Source organism: bacterium (genome assembly GCA_024226335.1).
In the GTDB taxonomy this organism is placed as follows: Bacteria; Myxococcota_A; UBA9160; order SZUA-336; family SZUA-336; genus JAAELY01.
On sequence record JAAELY010000398.1, the window covers coordinates 1 to 18736 of the forward strand.

General features: G+C 62.9%; 18 protein-coding genes. 14 read left to right on the top strand and 4 right to left on the bottom strand.

The annotated features are described in order from the left end of the window. The first annotated feature begins 46 nt into the window (after positions 1-46). The 3 genes from pdxH (at position 47) to GY725_19985 (ending at position 2738) form a co-directional block, all read left to right on the top strand. Positions 47-709, top strand: coding sequence for a pyridoxamine 5'-phosphate oxidase (pdxH, locus tag GY725_19975; GenBank protein MCP4006462.1), 663 nt, complete (start codon positions 47-49; stop codon positions 707-709). Positions 710-833: 124 nt separating this feature from the next. Continuing rightward, positions 834-1544, top strand: coding sequence for a sulfite exporter TauE/SafE family protein (locus GY725_19980; protein ID MCP4006463.1), 711 nt, complete (start codon positions 834-836; stop codon positions 1542-1544). A 9-nt stretch (positions 1545-1553) separates the two neighbouring features. Further along, positions 1554-2738: a metallophosphoesterase gene (locus tag GY725_19985; GenBank protein ID MCP4006464.1), complete on the top strand. Its 1185-nt coding sequence runs from the start codon at positions 1554-1556 to the stop codon at positions 2736-2738. A gap of 26 nt (positions 2739-2764) precedes the next feature. Here GY725_19985 and GY725_19990 read toward each other — a convergent pair whose 3' ends face one another. Further along, a complete protein-coding gene (locus GY725_19990) occupies positions 2765-4366 on the bottom strand; it encodes a hypothetical protein (GenBank protein MCP4006465.1) in 1602 nt (533 codons plus the stop codon). A 127-nt stretch (positions 4367-4493) separates the two neighbouring features. On the opposite strand from GY725_19990, the gene sppA reads away from it, so the two are divergent. After that, entirely contained in the window at positions 4494-6194 is a 1701-nt protein-coding gene (sppA, locus tag GY725_19995) for a signal peptide peptidase SppA (protein MCP4006466.1), read from the top strand. A 46-nt stretch (positions 6195-6240) separates the two neighbouring features. Here sppA and GY725_20000 read toward each other — a convergent pair whose 3' ends face one another. Then, the gene (locus GY725_20000) at positions 6241-7827 is read right to left on the bottom strand and encodes an AarF/ABC1/UbiB kinase family protein (GenBank protein ID MCP4006467.1); all 1587 of its coding nucleotides are present in this window, start codon (positions 7825-7827) and stop codon (positions 6241-6243) included. A 93-nt stretch (positions 7828-7920) separates the two neighbouring features. On the opposite strand from GY725_20000, the gene GY725_20005 reads away from it, so the two are divergent. The 10 genes from GY725_20005 (at position 7921) to GY725_20050 (ending at position 16236) form a co-directional block, all read left to right on the top strand. Next, positions 7921-8340 carry a hypothetical protein gene (locus GY725_20005; protein MCP4006468.1) on the top strand — a complete coding sequence of 140 codons (420 nt, stop codon included), beginning with the start codon at positions 7921-7923 and terminating at the stop codon, positions 8338-8340. Between the two features lies 1 nt (position 8341). After that, complete coding sequence (locus GY725_20010) at positions 8342-9163, top strand: alpha/beta fold hydrolase (protein ID MCP4006469.1); 822 nt, start codon at positions 8342-8344, stop codon at positions 9161-9163. Positions 9164-9275: 112 nt separating this feature from the next. Further along, positions 9276-9482: a hypothetical protein gene (locus tag GY725_20015; protein ID MCP4006470.1), complete on the top strand. Its 207-nt coding sequence runs from the start codon at positions 9276-9278 to the stop codon at positions 9480-9482. Between the two features lie 206 nt (positions 9483-9688). Next, positions 9689-10240 carry a sigma-70 family RNA polymerase sigma factor gene (locus GY725_20020; protein MCP4006471.1) on the top strand — a complete coding sequence of 184 codons (552 nt, stop codon included), beginning with the start codon at positions 9689-9691 and terminating at the stop codon, positions 10238-10240. Beyond that, a complete protein-coding gene (locus GY725_20025; protein ID MCP4006472.1) occupies positions 10237-10710 on the top strand; it encodes a zf-HC2 domain-containing protein in 474 nt (157 codons plus the stop codon). The genes GY725_20020 and GY725_20025 overlap by 4 nt, the downstream gene beginning before the upstream one ends. Then, on the top strand, positions 10689-10922 hold the full coding sequence (locus tag GY725_20030; GenBank protein ID MCP4006473.1) for a hypothetical protein: 234 nt from the start codon (positions 10689-10691) through the stop codon (positions 10920-10922). Before GY725_20025 ends, GY725_20030 begins: the two co-directional genes overlap by 22 nt. Continuing rightward, positions 10919-11464 (top strand): DUF3106 domain-containing protein, encoded by a 546-nt coding sequence (locus GY725_20035; GenBank protein MCP4006474.1) that lies wholly within the window; start codon positions 10919-10921, stop codon positions 11462-11464. Before GY725_20030 ends, GY725_20035 begins: the two co-directional genes overlap by 4 nt. A gap of 50 nt (positions 11465-11514) precedes the next feature. Beyond that, a complete protein-coding gene (locus tag GY725_20040) occupies positions 11515-13065 on the top strand; it encodes a 2-isopropylmalate synthase (GenBank protein ID MCP4006475.1) in 1551 nt (516 codons plus the stop codon). Then, positions 13062-14009 (top strand): hypothetical protein, encoded by a 948-nt coding sequence (locus GY725_20045; GenBank protein MCP4006476.1) that lies wholly within the window; start codon positions 13062-13064, stop codon positions 14007-14009. Before GY725_20040 ends, GY725_20045 begins: the two co-directional genes overlap by 4 nt. Before the next feature lie 31 nt (positions 14010-14040). Then, entirely contained in the window at positions 14041-16236 is a 2196-nt protein-coding gene (locus GY725_20050; GenBank protein MCP4006477.1) for a hypothetical protein, read from the top strand. A gap of 49 nt (positions 16237-16285) precedes the next feature. Here the strand turns inward: GY725_20050 and GY725_20055 are convergent, their stop codons facing one another. Continuing rightward, positions 16286-17536 carry a (Fe-S)-binding protein gene (locus GY725_20055; GenBank protein MCP4006478.1) on the bottom strand — a complete coding sequence of 417 codons (1251 nt, stop codon included), beginning with the start codon at positions 17534-17536 and terminating at the stop codon, positions 16286-16288. 2 nt (positions 17537-17538) lie between these two features. After that, positions 17539-18735, bottom strand: coding sequence for an FAD-binding oxidoreductase (locus tag GY725_20060; GenBank protein MCP4006479.1), 1197 nt, complete (start codon positions 18733-18735; stop codon positions 17539-17541). Position 18736 lies beyond the last annotated feature (1 nt).

Sequence of the window (18736 nt, forward strand, 5' to 3'; positions counted from 1 at the left end):
CCGCCGCAGTCGCGCCGCGGTAAGAAATCCGGGCTAGCTTGTCGGCATGCCGTTTGAGGACATTCCCAGCGATCCCTCGCTGATCGACCCGCTACCGGAAACGCCGCTGGAGTTGCTCGCGCGTTGGCTCGACGAAGCCCGCGCCGACCGGACGCGTCTCGATCCGTGGGCGTTTTGTGTTTCGAGCGCAGATGCGGATGGCCGCTCTTCGTCGCGCATGGTCATGTGCCGCGGATACGACAGTGAACGTGGCCATATCGTCTTCCACACGAATCGGAACAGCCGCAAGAGCAGAGAGTTTCTCGAACGACCCTTTGCATCGGCCGTCTTCTTCTGGGCCGACCTGAATCGGCAAGCCCGCATCGAAGGACCTCTCGATTTCTTGCCCGATGCCGAATCCGACGCCTACTTTGCCAGCCGTCCCCGACTCTCCCAGATCGCAGCCTGGGCCAGCGACCAGGGCGAGCCGATCGCCAGCCGCAAGGCCATGCTCGAAAGTCTGGCGCGAGCAGAGCAGCGTTTCGGCGAAACCGACCCAGTCCCTCGTCCGCCTCACTGGGGTGGCTATCGCCTCTGGCTCGAAACGGTTGAACTCTGGGTCGGTGCAGAAGGGCGTGCGCACGATCGAGGCGAATGGAAACGAAGTCTTCGGCCGGGACAAGACGGCTTCGAATCCTCTGAGTGGAAAGTGAGCCGTCTACAGCCCTGAGCAACGCTCGGGAAAGCTCTCGAGTTCCAACGTGGGCTACCCTCCGCCGGGTCACACCTGAAGGAAGACCCCACTGGAGATCTGGCAACTCGGCGTCCTGCTCGCGGCTTCGTTCGCAACTTCGGTGCTTTCGGCGATCATCGGCATGGCCGGCGGTATCGTTCTGCTCTCGATCATGCTCCTGTTCTTCGATCCCGTCGCCGCAATTGCCTTGCACGGCGTCGTGCAACTGGTGTCCAACGGAACGCGAACGATCATCCAGCGCGAACACATCGCCTGGTCGTTGACCTGGCGCTATTCGATTCTTCTACTGCCCATGGGATTGCTGGGCGTACAGGTCGCGTTCGCACTCCCACCCGCGATCGGCAAGGCGCTGATCGGAATCGTGGTACTGATCGCCACCTGGCGTCCCGGCTGGCTGCGCCTGCCAACTGAGGTCCAGGAGACTGAACCGCGGCGTCGCTTCATCGCACTGGGCGGTGTGGTCGGGTTTATCGGACCCATCATCGGAGCTACCGGTCCACTGATCGCGCCGTTTTTCTTGAACCTGGGACTCATTCGTCAGTCCCTGGTCGGAACCAAAGCAGCGTGCCAGGCCCTGGGGCACATCGCGAAGATCGTCGTCTTTGGCTGGGCGGGTTTCGTGTTCCGCGAGCATCTGCTCACTCTCGTGGGCATGTCCGCAATGGTCGTCGGTGGAACCTGGGTCGGCAGTCGGATCCTGGAGCGAGTGAACGAGGCAAGCTTCGTACTCTTGTATCGCGGGGTTCTCACACTGGTTGCGCTGCGTCTGGTGCTCTGGGAAGGCTGGCGATGGTTCCAGTCGGGTCTGTAGAATGCACGCATGCGATTGATCCGGTACTCGATGTTGCTGTTGCTGGTCGGATCCGAAGTCCTTCTGGTGCATTGGCTGCTCCTCGCGAGCCGCGGCAGCGGTCTGGGGCTTTCTTCCGCGGCGTCTACCGTGGTCGCCCTGATCACCCTCAACGTAGGCTCGATGTTCGTGCTGATGCGCCTGGCCCGACGCACGAATAGCTTCTTCGTCCTGAGTCGTGTGTGGCTGCTCGCGAGTCTGGCGGCCGTCTTCAGCGGGCCGCCCCTGCTCGCCAGTTTCGCCTTCGTCGGCAGCTTGGCGTGGCTGACACAGAGTCTCGGCGAGGGCGCCACGGGACAGGCCGCACTCGTCGGCAGCGGCGGCGCAGCGATCGCGATCGGCTTTGGATCCATCCTCTGGGGGTATTTCGTCGGACAGCGCCGTGTCGAGGTCGAGCGCGTCGAACTGCCGATGCTCGATCTTCCGGCTGCGCTTTCGGGCGTGCGCGTCGCGCACATCACCGATCTACACATCGGTCCGCAATTGCGCGCGCCCCAACTAGCCGGCTTCGTCGCGCAGGTGAACGAACTCGAAGCCGAGATCATCGTCATCACCGGCGATCTATTTGACTTCGACCCGGCGTTCATCGAAGAGGGTTGCCGCGAGCTGGCCCATCTACGCGCGACTTTCGGTGTGTTCGCGGTTCTGGGAAACCACGACGCCTACACCGGAGCTGAAGCGGTCGCGGAAGGAATTGCCCGCTACACGAACATCCAACTGCTGCGCGATGGTTGGGAGCGGATCGAGATAGACGACGCAGAACTCGTGATCGCCGGAATCGAGGATTCAGGTGAAGGCTGGACCGAACGGGAGTTCGAGGCACCGGAAATGGAGCGACTCGCCGACGAGATCCCGAGCGAGATCCCGCGCTTGCTCCTGATCCACCGCCCGAGCCTCTTCGGTCAGGCTTCGCGACTGGGATTTCCGGTGTCGCTGGCCGGGCACACGCACGGCGGGCAGATCAGCTTCCCGCCACCGGCTCACCACCACAATATCTCGCGCCTGATCTCCTACTGGACCCGAGGTCTATTCGAAGACGAGACCGGCGATTGCCTCCTGTACGTAAATCGCGGACTGGGCGTATCGGGTCCGCCCGTGCGTCTCAACTGCGCGCGCGAGATCGCCTTGCACCGCCTTGTGTCACGCCGTCGCTGAGCCCGGGCGCGGGTTTGCCTCGCGAATCACTCGGCCGGTTGAGCGCCACCGCGCAACCGGCCCAGAACTGAGCGGAATAACGTAGGCAGATCCCAGCGATCGGGAACCACCGAGAAATAGTGATCGCCGTCGTCCTTTACCAGGAAGCGCGCACTCTTGCCCGCAAGAGCGGTGATCGGATCCTGACCGGGCTCTGTCGGCGTATCGAGCTTCGCGAAGACCCGACGATCACCGACCGAGAGCAATGCAACGTGAATCGGCCCATCTGAAGTCGCCGTCACGTAGATCGTCGTGGCCGCCTCGATCTGAGCGCGTTTCCCGTGCAGGCGGGCCGGTGGAAGGCGCTGTTCTCCCAGTGGGTGAATGCGGCGCTCCGGTTTCGGGATGTCGGTTGCTCGTTCGCGTTCGTTGTCGCTGCGCTCGATCAGGGTCACGTAGATGTTATTGCCCGGACCGCCGATCGAATGGGCCAGACCCACTCGCGCGTTTGCGACCTGCGCTCGTGGATTCGCAAATCCGCCGGTGAGTTGCAGAAAGAGCTCGCCTAGCTGGAATAGACCCGTCCCCCCCACGGGATGACCGCGGGCTTTCAATCCTCCCGACATGTTTACCGGCAGGCGCCCGCGAGGTCCGGTGAGCAGATTCTCATAGGGATCGAGGGCCGGAGCGTCCCCGCGTCCGGGTCCGATCAGGGCGTCGAAGACCTCGTCGGGCTCGGCCAGGCCCAGGTCGACCAGGTCGACCGCCAATAGGCTGTTGAACGCGTCGTGCACTTCGGCCACGAGTCCCTCGACCGAGCGAATATCTCGTATTCCAGCTTCGCGATAGGCGAACTGAGCGGCGCGTTCCGTCGCGGCGAGTCGGTGCAGATCGACTCGATCGAGCAGGGATGAAGTATCCGTAGCGGCGCCGAGTCCCGCGACTCGCACCTCCTGAGGTTCTGCCGTCAAGATCACGGCAGCCGCCCCATCGCAGATCGGAGAGCAGTCCTTGCGTCGCAATGGAGTGGCAACGTGCAGGTTGCGCTCCATATCGAAGTAGTTCTCGAGGGCTTCGGGGCGATCGGCAAAGGCCGAAAGTGGATTGTCTGCACCCAGAGCGTGCGCGCGATGCATGAGTCGCGACAACACGTCGGACACCCCGTCTCCACTCACGCCTCGCTGAGCGAAGAACGCCTGGGTGACCAGTGCGATCAGTGCGGGCATGGTAAAGCCGAAGCGACGCTCCACGGGATCGACCGTCTTCGACATGATCTCGGTCGCTTCTTTGGTCGTGACCGTCTTCATACGCTCGCCCGCGATCACCAGCACGTTGTCGGCGGCGCCGGAACGGATCTTGTAGCAAGCCTCGTGAAACGCGGCCGATCCGGTAGACGAGGCCGTTTCTGAGCGCACGGTCGGCACGCCAACCATGCCGAGCCGGTCGGCAATCTTGGCGGCGATGTTCGCGCGGTTCTCGAACTCTTCCGAGTCCATGATGCCGACCTGGATCGCGTCGAATTCGCGGATAGAGGATCCCTCGGAAGCCCGCCGATAGGCATCCTGGAACAGATCGAAGACGTTCCCGAAGATCTTCCCCGTCAGGTCGACCTTGGTCAGTCCGACAGAGGATATGTAGACTTCTCTCATCTTCCCTACGCTGTCGGCGTTTCGATTGAAGCGCTTTCGGACGATCCAAGGCAAACAGTCGAAGACAGAGTATGGAGCATCGAGCCAGACACAAGGCATGCTGGCGTCAGTCTCCGAAAGGGTTCGCATGCGTCGTTTGATTGCAGGGCTTCTGGTCGCAGGTGTCGTATTCGGAATCGCTTACGCTCTCTGGTCCGCGGGTCCGAAGGTCCCAGAAGATGCGGTCCTCGTGCTCGAACTGGCGGGCTCACTCGAAGAATCGCCACCGACGGACGCACTGGCGCAGTTCTCCGCGAGCGGTCCGGCACTCCCGACAATCCTGCTCTTGCTCGACATGGCCGCCGTCGACGATCGCATCGAGGGAGTGCTCGTCCACGTACGCACGCTCTCGGTAGGGTACGCCCGTGTCCAGGAACTGCGCGACGCCCTGGCCAAAGTGCGCGATGCCGGCAAGACCGTGACGGTCCTGCTCGACATGGCGAGCCTGAACGCGACCCGCGAACTGTACTTCGCCTCGGTGGCCAATAAGGTCTATGTGGTTCCGGGATTCCTGGGTCCGCTGGCGGGCATCGCCGGGCAGTACCTGTACATGGCCGGTTTTTTTGAGAAAATCGGAGTCGAGTGGCAGTACGCGCGAGTCGGCGAATTCAAGTCCGCAGTCGAGACCTTCAGCGCACGCGAGATGAGCGCGCCTGCGCGCAAAATGATGAACGAACTACTCGACGGGATCTTCTCGCAGATCGTCGAAGGCATTGCAGAAGGCCGTGGCCTGTCACGTGAGCGCGTTCGCGAGTTGATCGAGGCCGCTCCAGCAACGGCACAGGAGTATGCGGAAGCAGGGCTCGCCGACGGACTGGCTGACCGAGACAACATACTGGAACTGGCCGGCCTGGGAGATGCCGAGGAAATCGATGCGGGTACCTACCAGAGGGTGGGGCCCAACGAACTCGGCCTGCGTGACGGACCTAGCATCGCATTGATCTTCGGCAACGGACCCATCGTGCAATCGGCCGGGCCGAGCTGGCGACGATCCTTTTCGGCGGACGAGATTGGTGATGCAATCGAGTCGGCAGCCGATGACGACTCGATTCGAGCCATCGTCTTGCGGGTCAACTCGGGTGGCGGATCCGCGCTCGCCTCGGAACAACTCTGGCGCGTGGTGATGCGGGCCCGCGAGAAGAAGCCCGTGATCGTATCCATGGGAGATGCCGCGGCATCTGGCGGCTACTACATCGCCAGCAGTGCCGACGCGATCTTCGCCGAACCGGCGACGCTCACTGGCTCAATCGGTGTGTTCCTGATGCGCCCGGCCGCTGAAGGACTGTACGAGAAACTGGGCATCCGGAGCGAAGTGATGAAGCGTGGCCAGCACTCATCCATTGCCTCCAGCGATCAGCGCATGAGCGCGGGGCAGCAACAGCGAACCGACGATATCGTGCAATCGATATACCAGGACTTCATCGGGCGCGTTTCCGAAGGTCGCGACCTGGAGACCGAGGCCGTCGATCGCGTCGGGCGCGGTCACGTCTGGCTCGGTGAGACAGCCCTTGCACTCAACCTGGTCGACGGGGTGGGAGGACTTTCCGACGCGGTAGAGCGCGCACGCGTCGAGGCGGGAATTCCCGACGGCGTCGACCCGACTCGCGTCGTCCTGCCGGGTCCACGCGGACCTCTCACCCAATTGCGTCAACTCCTGAGCAGCGAGCTACAGAGCTGGTTGATGCGTTCCCTGGTGCCAGTGGAGCTACCCGAGGCCCTGACATGGTTCTGGGCCGCAAAGGGAAACGAGGTCAGCTACCTGCCGCCCCATTGGATCGAGATCTACTGAACCGCCCGCGGCGCGGGAAGCGCTGGCCCGCGCCGACCGATTCCGCTCAAAGCCCTTCCTCGAAGCGCTCGCGCAGGATTTCACGGCGCTGGCGTACTTCCGCGTGGCTCAGGGACTCGACTTCTCCCTCGATTCCCAGACCCCTGCGCACTCCACTCAGGTCGAAAGTCTGTCGACTGGGATCGAAGCCGATTTCGGACAGGATCTGTTCGGAATGGTTCGCGGCGAAGTAGCCGTACACATGGATCATCTCTGCAAACATGTCGAGGTCGGGCGCCAGTTCCGCGATCGCCCCGTCGATGAAGAGCATGTTCTTCACATACAGCATCAAGTGTTTGGGCAACTTGGCTCCGTTCGCGAGCAGCCCTCCCAGAATTTCGCGCAACTCGCTGGCCAGCTGGCTGCTCGACATCTTCGTGGGGTCCCGAACCGGGCGATCCACCTTGAGCAGACGCATCAAGCCATCGAGATCGGCGTCCGCAGGAAGGGCCCCGAGGTCGACGAACGCCTCGAGCTGGCCCCGCACGTCGTTGGCGGCGCCGGTCATCATCATGCGCAGGAAACCGAGCCTCTGCTTGTGATCCATGCGAGCGGTGATTCCGTAGTCGAACAGGGCAACCCGCCCGTCGGGCATCACGAGCAGATTCCCGCCGTGAAGATCTCCGTGGAACACACCGTAGATCATCGCGCCTTCCAGGAAGGAAACCAGCAGCGATCGGATCAGCGCCTTGGTATCGATACCCGCAGCGCGAATTCCCTGTGCGTCGTCGTAGTCCAGACCGGAGAGGCGCTCCATCACGAGCACGCGACGCGTGACCAGATCGGGATGCGGTCGCGGGACGACGATGATCTTCTGGCCGGCATCGAGCAACAGGCGTGCAATGTCGAGCATGTTCTGGGCTTCGAGCCGAAAGTCGAGTTCTTCCAGGATCGTCTCGGCAAAGAGTTCGACCAGCGCGGGCGGATTGGCGAGTGCGGCAACGGGAATGCGCCCGACCAGGAACGGCGCCATCCAGGCCATCGCTTCGATGTCGCGGCGCACGAGCCTGGCGACTTCGCGGCGCTGGACCTTCACGACAACTTCCTCGCCGCTGAGCAGCCGGGCCGAATGCACCTGCGCGATCGAAGCCGCAGCCAGACTCTCGCGATCGAAGCGCTCGAAGACCTCTTCGAGCGGACGGCCCAGGTCTTCCTCGACGATGGAGCGCACCGTCGCAAAGTCCTGCGGCGGTACCTGATCGCGGCAGCGCTTGAACTCCTCGACCAGCTCGTCGGGGAACATGCCGCGACCCGAGGAGACGATCTGACCCAGCTTGATATAGGCCGACCCGAGCTGCTCGAACGCGCTGCGCAGTCGCCTCGACAAGCCGGCCCGAGACACCTCCGGGGACTTGCGTCGCTCGAACACCAGCCAGCCCCCCACGGCCACGAGCATGTGCCAGAACGCCGTCGCGAAGCGGCCTACCGGCGGAAGACCCCGACGGCGGATGCGCACCGGTACCTCGGCGCGTGTCTTGGCCCGCAACTCATCGATTCCCGCGCGCCACGAAATCCGGGCGAGGTCAATCCTCCAGGGTCCCACTTCCGAAAAGACACCCGGCTCCGTCGGGTCCGCATCTGAAGCCACATCCACAGGCTATCTCCCCGCGCCCCCAGTCTCAATCCCGGCAGCCTCCGGTCTAGAATGCGGGCTAGACTGGTGGGTTGTGGCAGAGGAGGAGCGATTGTGAAATTCGAGAAGGAATTCATCGTGCGGCGCTCAGCGCAGGAAACCTTCGACGTGCTGGACGCCGACGATACGATCGCGGCGCTGTTTCCGGACACGGAGATCGTCTCCACCGAGGGCGATACCCGCGAGACACTTACGAGATTCTCTGAGATGGGAGTCTCACGCGACATCCGCTTCCTCTTCCGCCGCCAGCCGGATCACTCGATCTCGTTCGAGAAGATCTGTGATGGCAACATCTGGCGCTCCCTCGAGGGTGGCATCCGCGTGGTCGAGAGTGGCCCAAAGCTCGCCCTCGTGCAGTTGACCATGGAGGGTTCGACCCGCGCGCTGGTTCCGGAGTTCACCATCAAAGCACCCATGCGCGAGCAGCTCGACCAGATGACCAAGAGCCTGCGCGCCCGACTCGAAGAGGATTGATTTGGCGACCATCGAAGCGAGTGACGGAGCGAAGATCTTCTATCGCGCAGCGGGAGAAGCGCCGCCACTGATCCTGTGCCACGCCTCCTTTTCGAGCCATATGCACTGGATCGGCCAGGAAGAGGCTCTGGGCGCATTCTGCCGCCCGATCAGCTGGGACTATCGCGGCCACGGGCTGTCCGAAGCACCCGACGAGCCCGAGCGCTACTCGCTCGCGCAGGTGGTCGAAGATCTGGCCGAAGTGCACAAGGCGGCCGCCGGCGACACTCCCGCATTCATCGGCGGGCTCTCCGTCGGGGGGATCATCGGATTGAGCTACGCCCTGGCCTACCCCGAACGGGTTCGCGGGCTGCTGCTTTTCAACACCGGACCCGGCTTCAAGAAGCCCGAAGCGCTGGCCCAGTGGAACGACATGCTCGAGCGCGCCGCGCGGAAGATGGAAGACGTGGGCATGGAGCAGTACCTGCAGGGCCGGCGCGCCAGCGCCGAATTGCTGGGACTTCAGCCTGAATCACCCCTGGGCGTGCAGGCCCGCGAAGGCATCCTGCGCTCGAGCGTCGCGGGGCTGACCCGTTTCGCGCGCGGGGTAGCGGGTCCGGTACCCAACCTGGTCGATCGCCTGGCGGAGCTTTCTCACCCCACATTGGTCCTGGTCGGCTCGGAAGACCCGAATTTCCAGAGGGCGGCCGAGGTCATGACGGCCAAGCTGCAGAACGCCCGGCGCGTGGTCCTGCCCGACGCCGGGCACGTGGTGAATCTGGATCAGCCCGAGGCCTGGATGCGCGAGGTCCAGACCTTCCTCAGCGAGGTCGAGGCCCGCTAGAACCCCGCGGCAACAGGGTTTTGACCCGAAGGGCCAGCTGTGTTCTACTGGCTTTTCAGACCGGTTCGGGGGCGCGATTTGCGCGCTCCGAGTCCGGACGAGGAGAATACGCATGGGTTGGATCTTCATGGTCATGCTCGGAATGATCGTCGGATCAATCATCATCGAGAAGATCCTTCCCCAGGGCGTCAAGGACCAGATGGGCGCCGCGATCTGCTGGAGCATGATGGCCCTGACGATGACTTTCCTGGGCGGAGCGACGATCTTTCTGCTGATCATGACCTGGATGCGCTACATCCAGCCCGCGCTGACCACCTAACCCGTCCACTTTCCTCGGACCTGCTCTGCTGCGAGGCCAGACTCGCGCCTTCTCGCGGCCCTCGACGGGATACTTGCGTCTGAATTGCGCACGGCCCGCCAGCCGGGTACTCACTCGGGGCCCCGGCTGAGCTATTTCTTGCTCCGAACGCAACTTTCGAAGCGAACGGCGGTTTCTCACTGCGGAGACGCGAGTGGGCGCGATCAATGATGGATGAAGACTCGCGACTCATGCTGGCTTTCCAGGCGGGAGACCGGCAGGCCTTCGAGCAGCTGTTTCGCAGTTACACGCCGCGTCTGATGGCGTTTCTGCTGCGGATGGTGAAAGACCGGGGTCGCGCAGAGGAGCTTACACAGGACGTTTTCGTGCGGGTGTACCAGGCAGCAGAGCGCTACGAACCGAGGGCGAAATTCTCGACCTGGCTGTTTGGCATCGCGCACAACCTGGCTTTGAATGACTTGGCTCGCGCCTACCGCAAGCGCGAGCGGCCGCTGGAGGATGCGCACAGCGAGACGACGGCCGACCGGAATCCCGACGCGAGCGAGCAACTGGAGGCCCGGCGCATGACCGAGGCGTTGGAAGCCGCGATCGGCGAACTCCCGGAACGCCAGCGCTCGGCGCTCATGCTGCGCACTGTGCAGGGACTGGGCTACGAGGAAATCGGAACGGTGCTCGGAGCGAGCGTCTCGAGTGTGAAGAGCCTCCTGCACCGCGCAAGAGAGAAACTGGTCAGTCAGATGAAGGAGGCGGGACGGTGAACGCCTGCCGGTACAGCGAGAATCTGGTCGCATTCCTCGACGAGGAGTTGCGCGAACAGGAACGCGCGGATTTCCAGTCGCACCTGAGCAACTGCCAGAGCTGCGGCGAGACCATTGATCAGCAGCGCTCCCTGGGCGCGGCGCTCGCGAGCCTGCCCACAGTCGACCCGAGTCCCGGCTTCGAAACGCGCTTCTGGGCCCGGATCGCGCGCGAAGACCAGGCCGCAGAACAGCGGCGAGAACAGGGCTTCTGGGCTCGTGCGGGCTGGCGCGGCTGGCTCGTCGGCCTGACGACGGCGGCGGTCGCAGCCGGTGCGGTCATGCTCGCCCTGCGATCGCCGGGTCCGGAACTGGATCCCGATTTCGCACTCGTCGCGGACGCAGAACAGTTCGAACTGCTCGCGGACGCGGACATCGAGTTGCTCGAAGTAATGGAGATTCTCGAGGCGTGGGATGGCCAGGAGATCTGAAAACAGCGATTTTTGCGGCTCTGTGCCTCTTCGCCTGCCCGGCTCTGGCCGGGTCGGGGACGGATCCGAACGCGCCGCCGACAATTCAGGAGCCATCCGAGGAGGATCTGCGCCTTCTCGAGGATCTCGATCTGCTCCTGGAACTGGATCTACTGGAAGACTGGGATCCGCGGGAGAACCTGCCGATTCCGGTGATCAGGGACGAGCCATGAGTCGACGCCAACTGCTTCTGGGCGCGCTGCTCATCGGGATGCTGGGCGCGCTCACGACACCGGCCCTGGCACAGGAGCCGGAACGCGATACCCGGCGCGAGCGCTGGAATGCGATGTCGGAAAGCGAACGCCAGGAACTGCGCGAACGCCGACAACGCTTTGAACAGATGACCCCGAAGCAGCGCGCCGAGGTGCGTCGGAGGATGGATCGCTTCAAGAGCCTCCCGCCGGAGCAGCGTCAGCACATTCGCGAGAATCGCCAGCGCTGGAAGGACCTGTCACCCGAAGAGCGCAAGCAGCTCCGCGGGCAATTCCGGCGTTGGAAGGATCTGTCTCCCGAGCAGCGAGACAAGCTGAAGAAGCGCTTCCGTCACTGGAAGGATCTGTCTCCCAAACAACGCGAGAAGCTGCGCAAAGGCTGGAAGAATCTCTCGCCCGAAGAGCGCCGGGAGATCCGCAAGCAGATTCCGAAGCGCGAGCGAATCCGCCGGGATATCCGCAAACAGCGCCTGAAGCGGCGCTCGGGCAAGGACTCGGATTAGCGAGCCACAGCCCGGAGCAGTGAACGTCGTTCCCCGCTATTCTGGGCGCAATGCCCAGAATAGCCGTAAAGAACGCGATCGAGATCATGGACACGACACTGCGCGATGGGGAGCAAACCCCGAACGTCGCGTACACCCCGTCCGAGAAGTACCAGCTCGCGCGGCTACTGCTCTCGGAGGTAGAAATCGACCGCATCGAGATCGGTCAGGCGCGCATCTCCGAGGGCGAGGCTGCGGCCATCCGGCGCATCACGAGCTGGGCCGCAAAATCGCGTATGAAGAACCGCGTCGAGATCATGGGCCTGGTCGACGGACAGATTTCGGTCGACTGGATCGTCGCCAACGGCGGGGGTGCGATCAATCTTCTGACCAAAGGTTCGCGTGAACACTGCGAGAAGCAACTGCGTACCACGCCCGAGAAGCACTTCAAGAACATTGCCGAGACCATTCGCTATGCAAAGCGCCGCAAACTCCTGGTAAACGTATACCTCGAGGACTGGTCATCGGGTGTGCAAGACAGCTTCGACTACGTCTTCGGGCACGTCTCGAATCTGTCGACCCTGGGCGTGAAGCGCATTTATCTGCCGGACACCCTCGGTATCCTGGCGCCCGATGATACCGGTCGTTTCGTCGACTTGATGACGCGCACCTGGCCGGAGCTGCACTTCGAATTCCACGGTCACCACGACTACGGACTGGCCACCGCGAATTGCCTGGCTGCGATCGAAGCCGGCGCGCGCGGCATACATACCAGCGTCAACGGCATGGGCGAGCGCGCCGGCAATACGCGCCTGGCGGAGGTCACTGCAGCCGTCAACGATCTGACCCGGTACCAGACGCGCGTGAACGAGAGCAGGCTCACCTCGGTGAGCGAGATGGTCGCGACGTTCTCGGGCAAGCCAATCGCAGAAAACGCGCCGGTCGTCGGCCGCGACGTCTTCACACAGACCGGAGGAATTCACGCCGACGGCGACTCGAAGGCCGACCTCTACGCGAATAAGCTTCTGCCCAAGCGTTTTGGCCGGAAGCGCCGCTATGCGCTGGGCAAGATGGCCGGCAAGGCGTCGCTCGACCAGAACCTGAAAACCCTGGGCATCAAGCTGCAAAAAGAGAACCGGGCGCGCGTTCTGCAGCGGATTGTCGAACTGGGCGACAAGAAACACACGGTGACGCCCGAAGACCTGCCCCTGATCATCGCCGATGTCCTGAAGACACCTCAGGAGCAGCGTTACTCGATCGAGAGCTATCACTTCTCCTCGAGTAGCGACGGGCTTCCGAACGCCGAAATCTCGGTCAGCTACCGCGGCCGGTGCACGAAGGGGAACTCCAGTGGCGACGGCGGCTTTGATGCGTTCATCAAGGCTCTGACCAAAGCGATGCGCCCCTTCGAGATCAAGTTGCCGCAGCTCGTCGACTACAAGGTCCGGATCCCGGCGGGCGGCAAGTCTGGTGCGCTCGTCGAAACGCTCATCACCTGGCAGACGAACGCGCGCGCTCAAGCTTTCACGACGATGGGTGTAGATTCCGATCAGCTCGTGGCCGCGGTAGTTGCGACCGAGAAGATGCTCAACCTGCTGGCGACCCGACGAGCCTCTCGGTGATCTCCCGTCGGTCGGCGGCACAGAAGACGCGCCGGTCGCTCATTCCGATCCTGGTCATCACGCTCGGCGCATGCGCCTCGTCGAAAACACCGGAAGAGCGCTACTCCGCTACTCAAAGCGTACTCGAAGTGGTGACCGTGTTGCGTCTTCACACTGACGAGGACACCTATCGCTTCCCCCCGGGCAGGGATTTCTCGGGCAAGAACGTGTACAGGGCATCGTTCACCCGACTCGAGAGTCTCGAACATGTGTACGAAGAGAAGTTCCGCTCGGGCCATATGAACGACGTGATCCTGTTCGCAAAAGGCCGTGCCCTCGAGCGCATCACCGAGTACGAATTGGCGATCGCACACTATCAGCGGGTCGGCAAGATGGACTCACCTCTGGCGGAGACCAGTCGGCGAGATGCCTCTATCTGTAGTCGACTGGCGCAGGCGGCGGCCACTCGGCCAGAAACCGGTAGTACAGCTGAATCCGCGCTATCGATCTACGCGGATCGGATCGAAGCTCTCCTCGCGCTTCGCAAAGAGGTCGCCGGGACCCACTATTCGTTCGTCGCTGATGAGGAGATCGAGCGGGCCGAAGTCGAACGAGCGACCCACTTCGCCTTACGCAGTCAATCCGATCCCGTCTTCGACAGAACGGCGCTCGAACTACTGCAAACCCTGGTGCGCAACCACTCGGAGAGCAAGCTCTACAATCGACATCTGCTTCGTCTGGCCGATCACTATCAGGACCTGTCCCGTCGCTACGCACTACGCTACCCACCTCCTTCCTTGAAATTCGACGCAGCCACTTTTGAAGAATATGCAATCGGCGCCCAGCGTCTGTATGGAATCGTGTCGCGACAAGATGGCGCCATTGAAAAAATCGAAGCATCGCACAAGCTCGAAGCGTTCCTGAGTTTCACGTTGGGTGTCTATAGTGAGAAGCTGCCTCGTTAGTCGGCCTGTAGCCCTGGCGACCGCGGCACTGGTGGCGCTGCTGACCGGCTGCGGAACGGTACGTCCATTGAGCCCGGCGGAGGCCGATCCGCTCGAAGTCGCTCGCGCACCTCGCGCTCCCTTGCCGGACGAAACAGAGCGTGCAGCGGGCGAGATGGCTCGCCTTGTGCTGGCCGATCGACCCGACTCAGCGGTCGCAATGCTCCAGATTCTGCGCGCCGATGAATCCTCGCGCGTTGCGGATGGCCGCACAAAGTCAGGACTCATCGATAATTGCGAAGACATGATCTACGCGATGTCCGGTCCAACCGGCTATGCGGAACACGCGCGCAAGCTACTAGAGCGCGACGACCTCGATCCGGGACTCCGTCTCCGTCTCGAGAACACGACCAAACTCCAATCGGTGCGTTTTGCCGATATGCGACTCGAAGAAGACACCGAGTTCCGAGCAGGTGTCATGTTCAACCGGGTCGCCGAAGCGCTATCGCGACTCGTAATCGTCGGTTCGGTGAACCCGCTGCTCCTGATCCAAACGGTATTGAGTTCGGCCCTCACCTTCCACAGCCTGCCGAAAATGAGCCCGCGCGAACGCCAGGCGCTGCACGCATTCGAAGAGTATCGGAAACGCCACCCAGACGCGCCGAACTCGGAACGAGTACTAGATGAGATCGCGCGACTGAGTGCAACCCGAGATGAAGTACTGCACGATGACGCCCTGGAAAAGGCTGAGACCTTGCTACAGGCTGGACACGCTCGCGCGGCGGAACTCTACGCGCAACGCGCCATCGACATCGATAGCGAAAGCGAAGCTGCCAAGGAGTTGAAGGAACGAGCCGAAGCTGTCGAAGAACGCTACGCCGGACACGTTCGCGCGACCCTGGATGCAGATATCGAACCACGACTGCGCGAGAACGCGGATGAGCGAAATCTCGCGATCGTCGCACTCGTGGGACCACTGGCCCGCATCAGCGAGGACGCCAGCGACGCGAATGAGGCACCACCGGGTGAACGCGCCTTTCTGGCCAGCTTCGGGATGCTCGCACGCGGAGAAGAAGATGAGTTCTTCGCGGAACTGTCGCGGATCCGCGCTCTCGAAGAAGGCCCCATGGCGAGACACGCGGATGCCATCTTGCTGGATGGCTGGCGCAACGCCTACGGCCGCTATCGTTCGGCAATCGCTGCGGATCGACGACGACAAGCGAGCTGGATACTACTTGGCCGACACGCCGATGGCGCCACGGACCGCGACTTGTACCGGCCGATCGAGTACCTGCTCGACCTGCCGGGAATCGCCGTTTCACTTCTCTCGATTCCGATCCGCCTGCTTCAGTACCCCGTGGCGCACAGCCGTTTCGGATCTGTAGTCATCTTGACCGGAGAACGTTACGTCAAACGGTATCCGCAGGGAATTCACGCACAGGAAGTTCATCACGACCTGGAAGAACGCTACCGAGACCGGGATCGCTTCTCACTCGCACTGGAACACCACAGGGCGCGAGACGATGCCGATGAGTCGAGCATCGAGGAATACAGCGAGAAGCTCGGAGAGAAGATGCTCGAGGCAGCGGCGTTCGAGGCCCGCAATGATATGCGAGCGATGATCTATCGGTCGATCATGACCGAACACCCGACCACGCCAGCGGCACGCCAGGCCGCCGAGAACCTGCGCGCACTGCGCACCGGCGCCACGCCCCAGGGCATTCGCATCTCGCGGGCTTTCCTGCGAGAACACCCTGAACTGAGTGGTTATGGCGCGCTCGGCCTGCGATCCGAACTTCTCGACGAGGACGAAGCAAATGGAGAACTGGCAGAAGACGGCGTAACCCTGATCGGCCGGACTTTTGTGCGCGTCTCTCTGGAAGGCCGCGAAGCAGTCGTCCGCCCGGTACCCGCAGAGGACTTTGCGCGTTTCATCTCGAGGCTAGAGGTCTTGAGCTACCACCAGCTTTCCGCCGATCGACGCAACTCACCGTCGCCGGATCCGGCACGCGATCTGTTCTTCGAACGCGCCCGGCTCGGTCTGCTCGACCAGGCGGATACGCGCTCCACCGCGTACTCGAGCGCAGAGTTCTTGAGCACACAAGAAAAGCACGGGTACGTCCGCACGCGCGAGTCTCTCTTGCCCGTCGAATTGATGATCCGAAGCGATCTCGAAACTATGGGATTTTCTCCCGTTCCTCAGCTGCGCCTGCCGAAACCGTCTTCCGACGAATTCCTTTTCGAATAGACCCCGACTCGTGCTCGTGCTCGTGCTCGTGCTCGTGAGGGATGTAGAGCTAGGCGGAGTTCTGGGCGGCGTAGGCGCGTGCGAGAAGCTCGACCGGGTGCACGACTTCGACATCCAACCCAGCCTCTCGCACTCCGGATGCAATCTGCAGCAGACATCCAGGGTTTCCGGTGGTCACGACCTGTGGGGCCGTGTCGCGAATCGCCTGCAGCTTGCGGGCAAGCAGACTCGTCGCCATCTCCGGATGCGTGAGCAGATAGGTACCCGCCGCGCCGCAGCAGTCGCGACCTCCGGGAAGATCCACGAGGTCCAGACCCGGAATTTCGCGCATGATCTGTCGGGGCGCCGTGGCAATACCCTGGCCGTGCAGGAGATGACAGGGATCGTCATAGGCCACCCGCAGTGGGCTCAACGCCGCCGGAGTCTCGAAACCGACTTCGACCAGAAACTCCGTTATGTCCCGGACCTTCCGGGAAAACCGATCGGCGCGATCCTTGAGCGACGCGCCACAACCCGCGGAGTTGACGATCACCGCGTCCACGGCCTCCAGGTGAAAGGCGCTTCGGTTCTTCTCGTGGAGCCGATCGGCTGCCAGCAGATCCCCAGCGTGCTGGTGCAGTGCACCGCAACAGCGCTGCCCGGGGGGAATCTCGACCTCGAAACCATTGTGCGTCAACACATCGATCGTCGCCTGGTTGGCACTCGCGAAGAGTTCCGGCATGACGCATCCTGCGAAAAAGGCCACGCGTCCGCGACGTCTCCCCGCCGCGGGGACGATCACGGGAGGGCGGTGTGGCTCGGTCAGAGGCGGAAGTGAAGACTCCGCGTGGCGTAACGTCGGCATCGCCTTCAACACGCGCGCCGCGCGCACCAGCCGTTGCAGTCCCGTGTTCTGATACAGACGCAGTACGGAGATCATGCTCCGAAGAGCCGCTGGTGCACCCACCATGCGACGCAGGATCACTCGCTCGGCAAACCGTGCGACTCTTCCCCGGCCGGCCCGTCGATCGATCTCGGCGCGCATCCTTTCGATCAGGTGGCCGTAGCGAACACCCGCCGGACACGCAGACTCACAAGCCCGACAGCCCAGACACAACGACATCTCATCGACCACGGTTTCGTCCAGTGGAATGCGTTGCTCGGCGACGCCTCGCATCAGAAAGATCCGCCCGCGCGGTGAACTCGTCTCGCGACCCGTCTCCTGGTAGGTGGGACAGACCGGCAAACAGAGGCCACAGTGCACGCAATCGAGCGTCGCCTCGTAGTCGATCAGGCTCGCCGAATCGGCTGGCGACGTCACGCTCATAGTCTCCCGGCAAAGCGCCCGGGAGCCAGAATGGAGCCCGGATCGAAACGCGACTTGATTGCGTGCATTAGCGGCAGGTTTTCGGTGTTCGGCCCGAAGACATCGAATTGCGCTTTGGTTTCGGCGCTCGCGCTCTCGATGAACAACGACCAGCCCGATTCCGCCGCGCGCTGCCAGAGCGCTACAAGCGCAGCTTCTTCGAGTACTGCGAACGCGACACCACAGACGGGCAGCGCAATATCGAGTGCTCCGGCACCGCCCAGATCCGAGACCGCAGCGACGATCTGCACGGCATCGCTCAGACGACCCGCCAGGCGAACACGCACGCTGCCCGGCGGTGTCTGCCGGGCGGCAAAGGATTGCTCCAATTCGTCCCAGGCCTGAATCCCGACGGGTTCACCCGGAAGACTGTCCGCACACCGCTCGACGCCCCTCGCGCTTCCTTCGAGCAGACACAGCAGACGGACTCGCTCCCCATCCTGACGCACGACCAGGGCTTGCGGTTCGACGGTGTCACCGGCAATCCGGGCACCCGCCCTCACCGCCTGGCTCGAGTCGGGGTATTCGCTCACCAGGAGACGACGCGCTTCGGGCACGGCCCGCAATCGCATCGTCGCCTCTGTGATCACTCCGAGCGTACCGAGCGAGCCGCAGTACAGTCGCACCAGATCGAAGCCCGTCACGTTCTTGACGACCTTTCCGCCGGATCGTGTGACCTCCCCGTTGCTGAGGGCGACCTCCAGACCGAGGATCTCGTGACGCAGGCGCCGATCCAACGAGAAACGAAGACCGATGGGATCGGCGGCGATCGTCCCGCCGATCGTCGCCCGCTCGGCGTGTCCGAGCAACAGGGTGCGTTTCCCGACTTCCGCAGAGCGACGCGCGAGTTCACCGAGCGAGATTCCGGCGGCCGCGCTGACGATGCCCTCGTCGGGTTGCAGATCGAGGTGATCGGACAAGCGCGACAGATCCAGCAAGGTGACGCGATCGGAATCGACGAGGTTTCCCCAGCGCAACTTGGTTCGCGCACCGCATACCAGCAGTCGTTTGCCCTCGCGAGCCACCACGAGGCAAGCGGCAACCTGCTCGGCGTTCGCGGGCCGGACCACGCTCTCCACCGACACTCCATCCAGATCTTCTACGCCGGGCCCCGCAATATTGTCCGGCCCGACGATCGCCTCGAAGGGATCCATC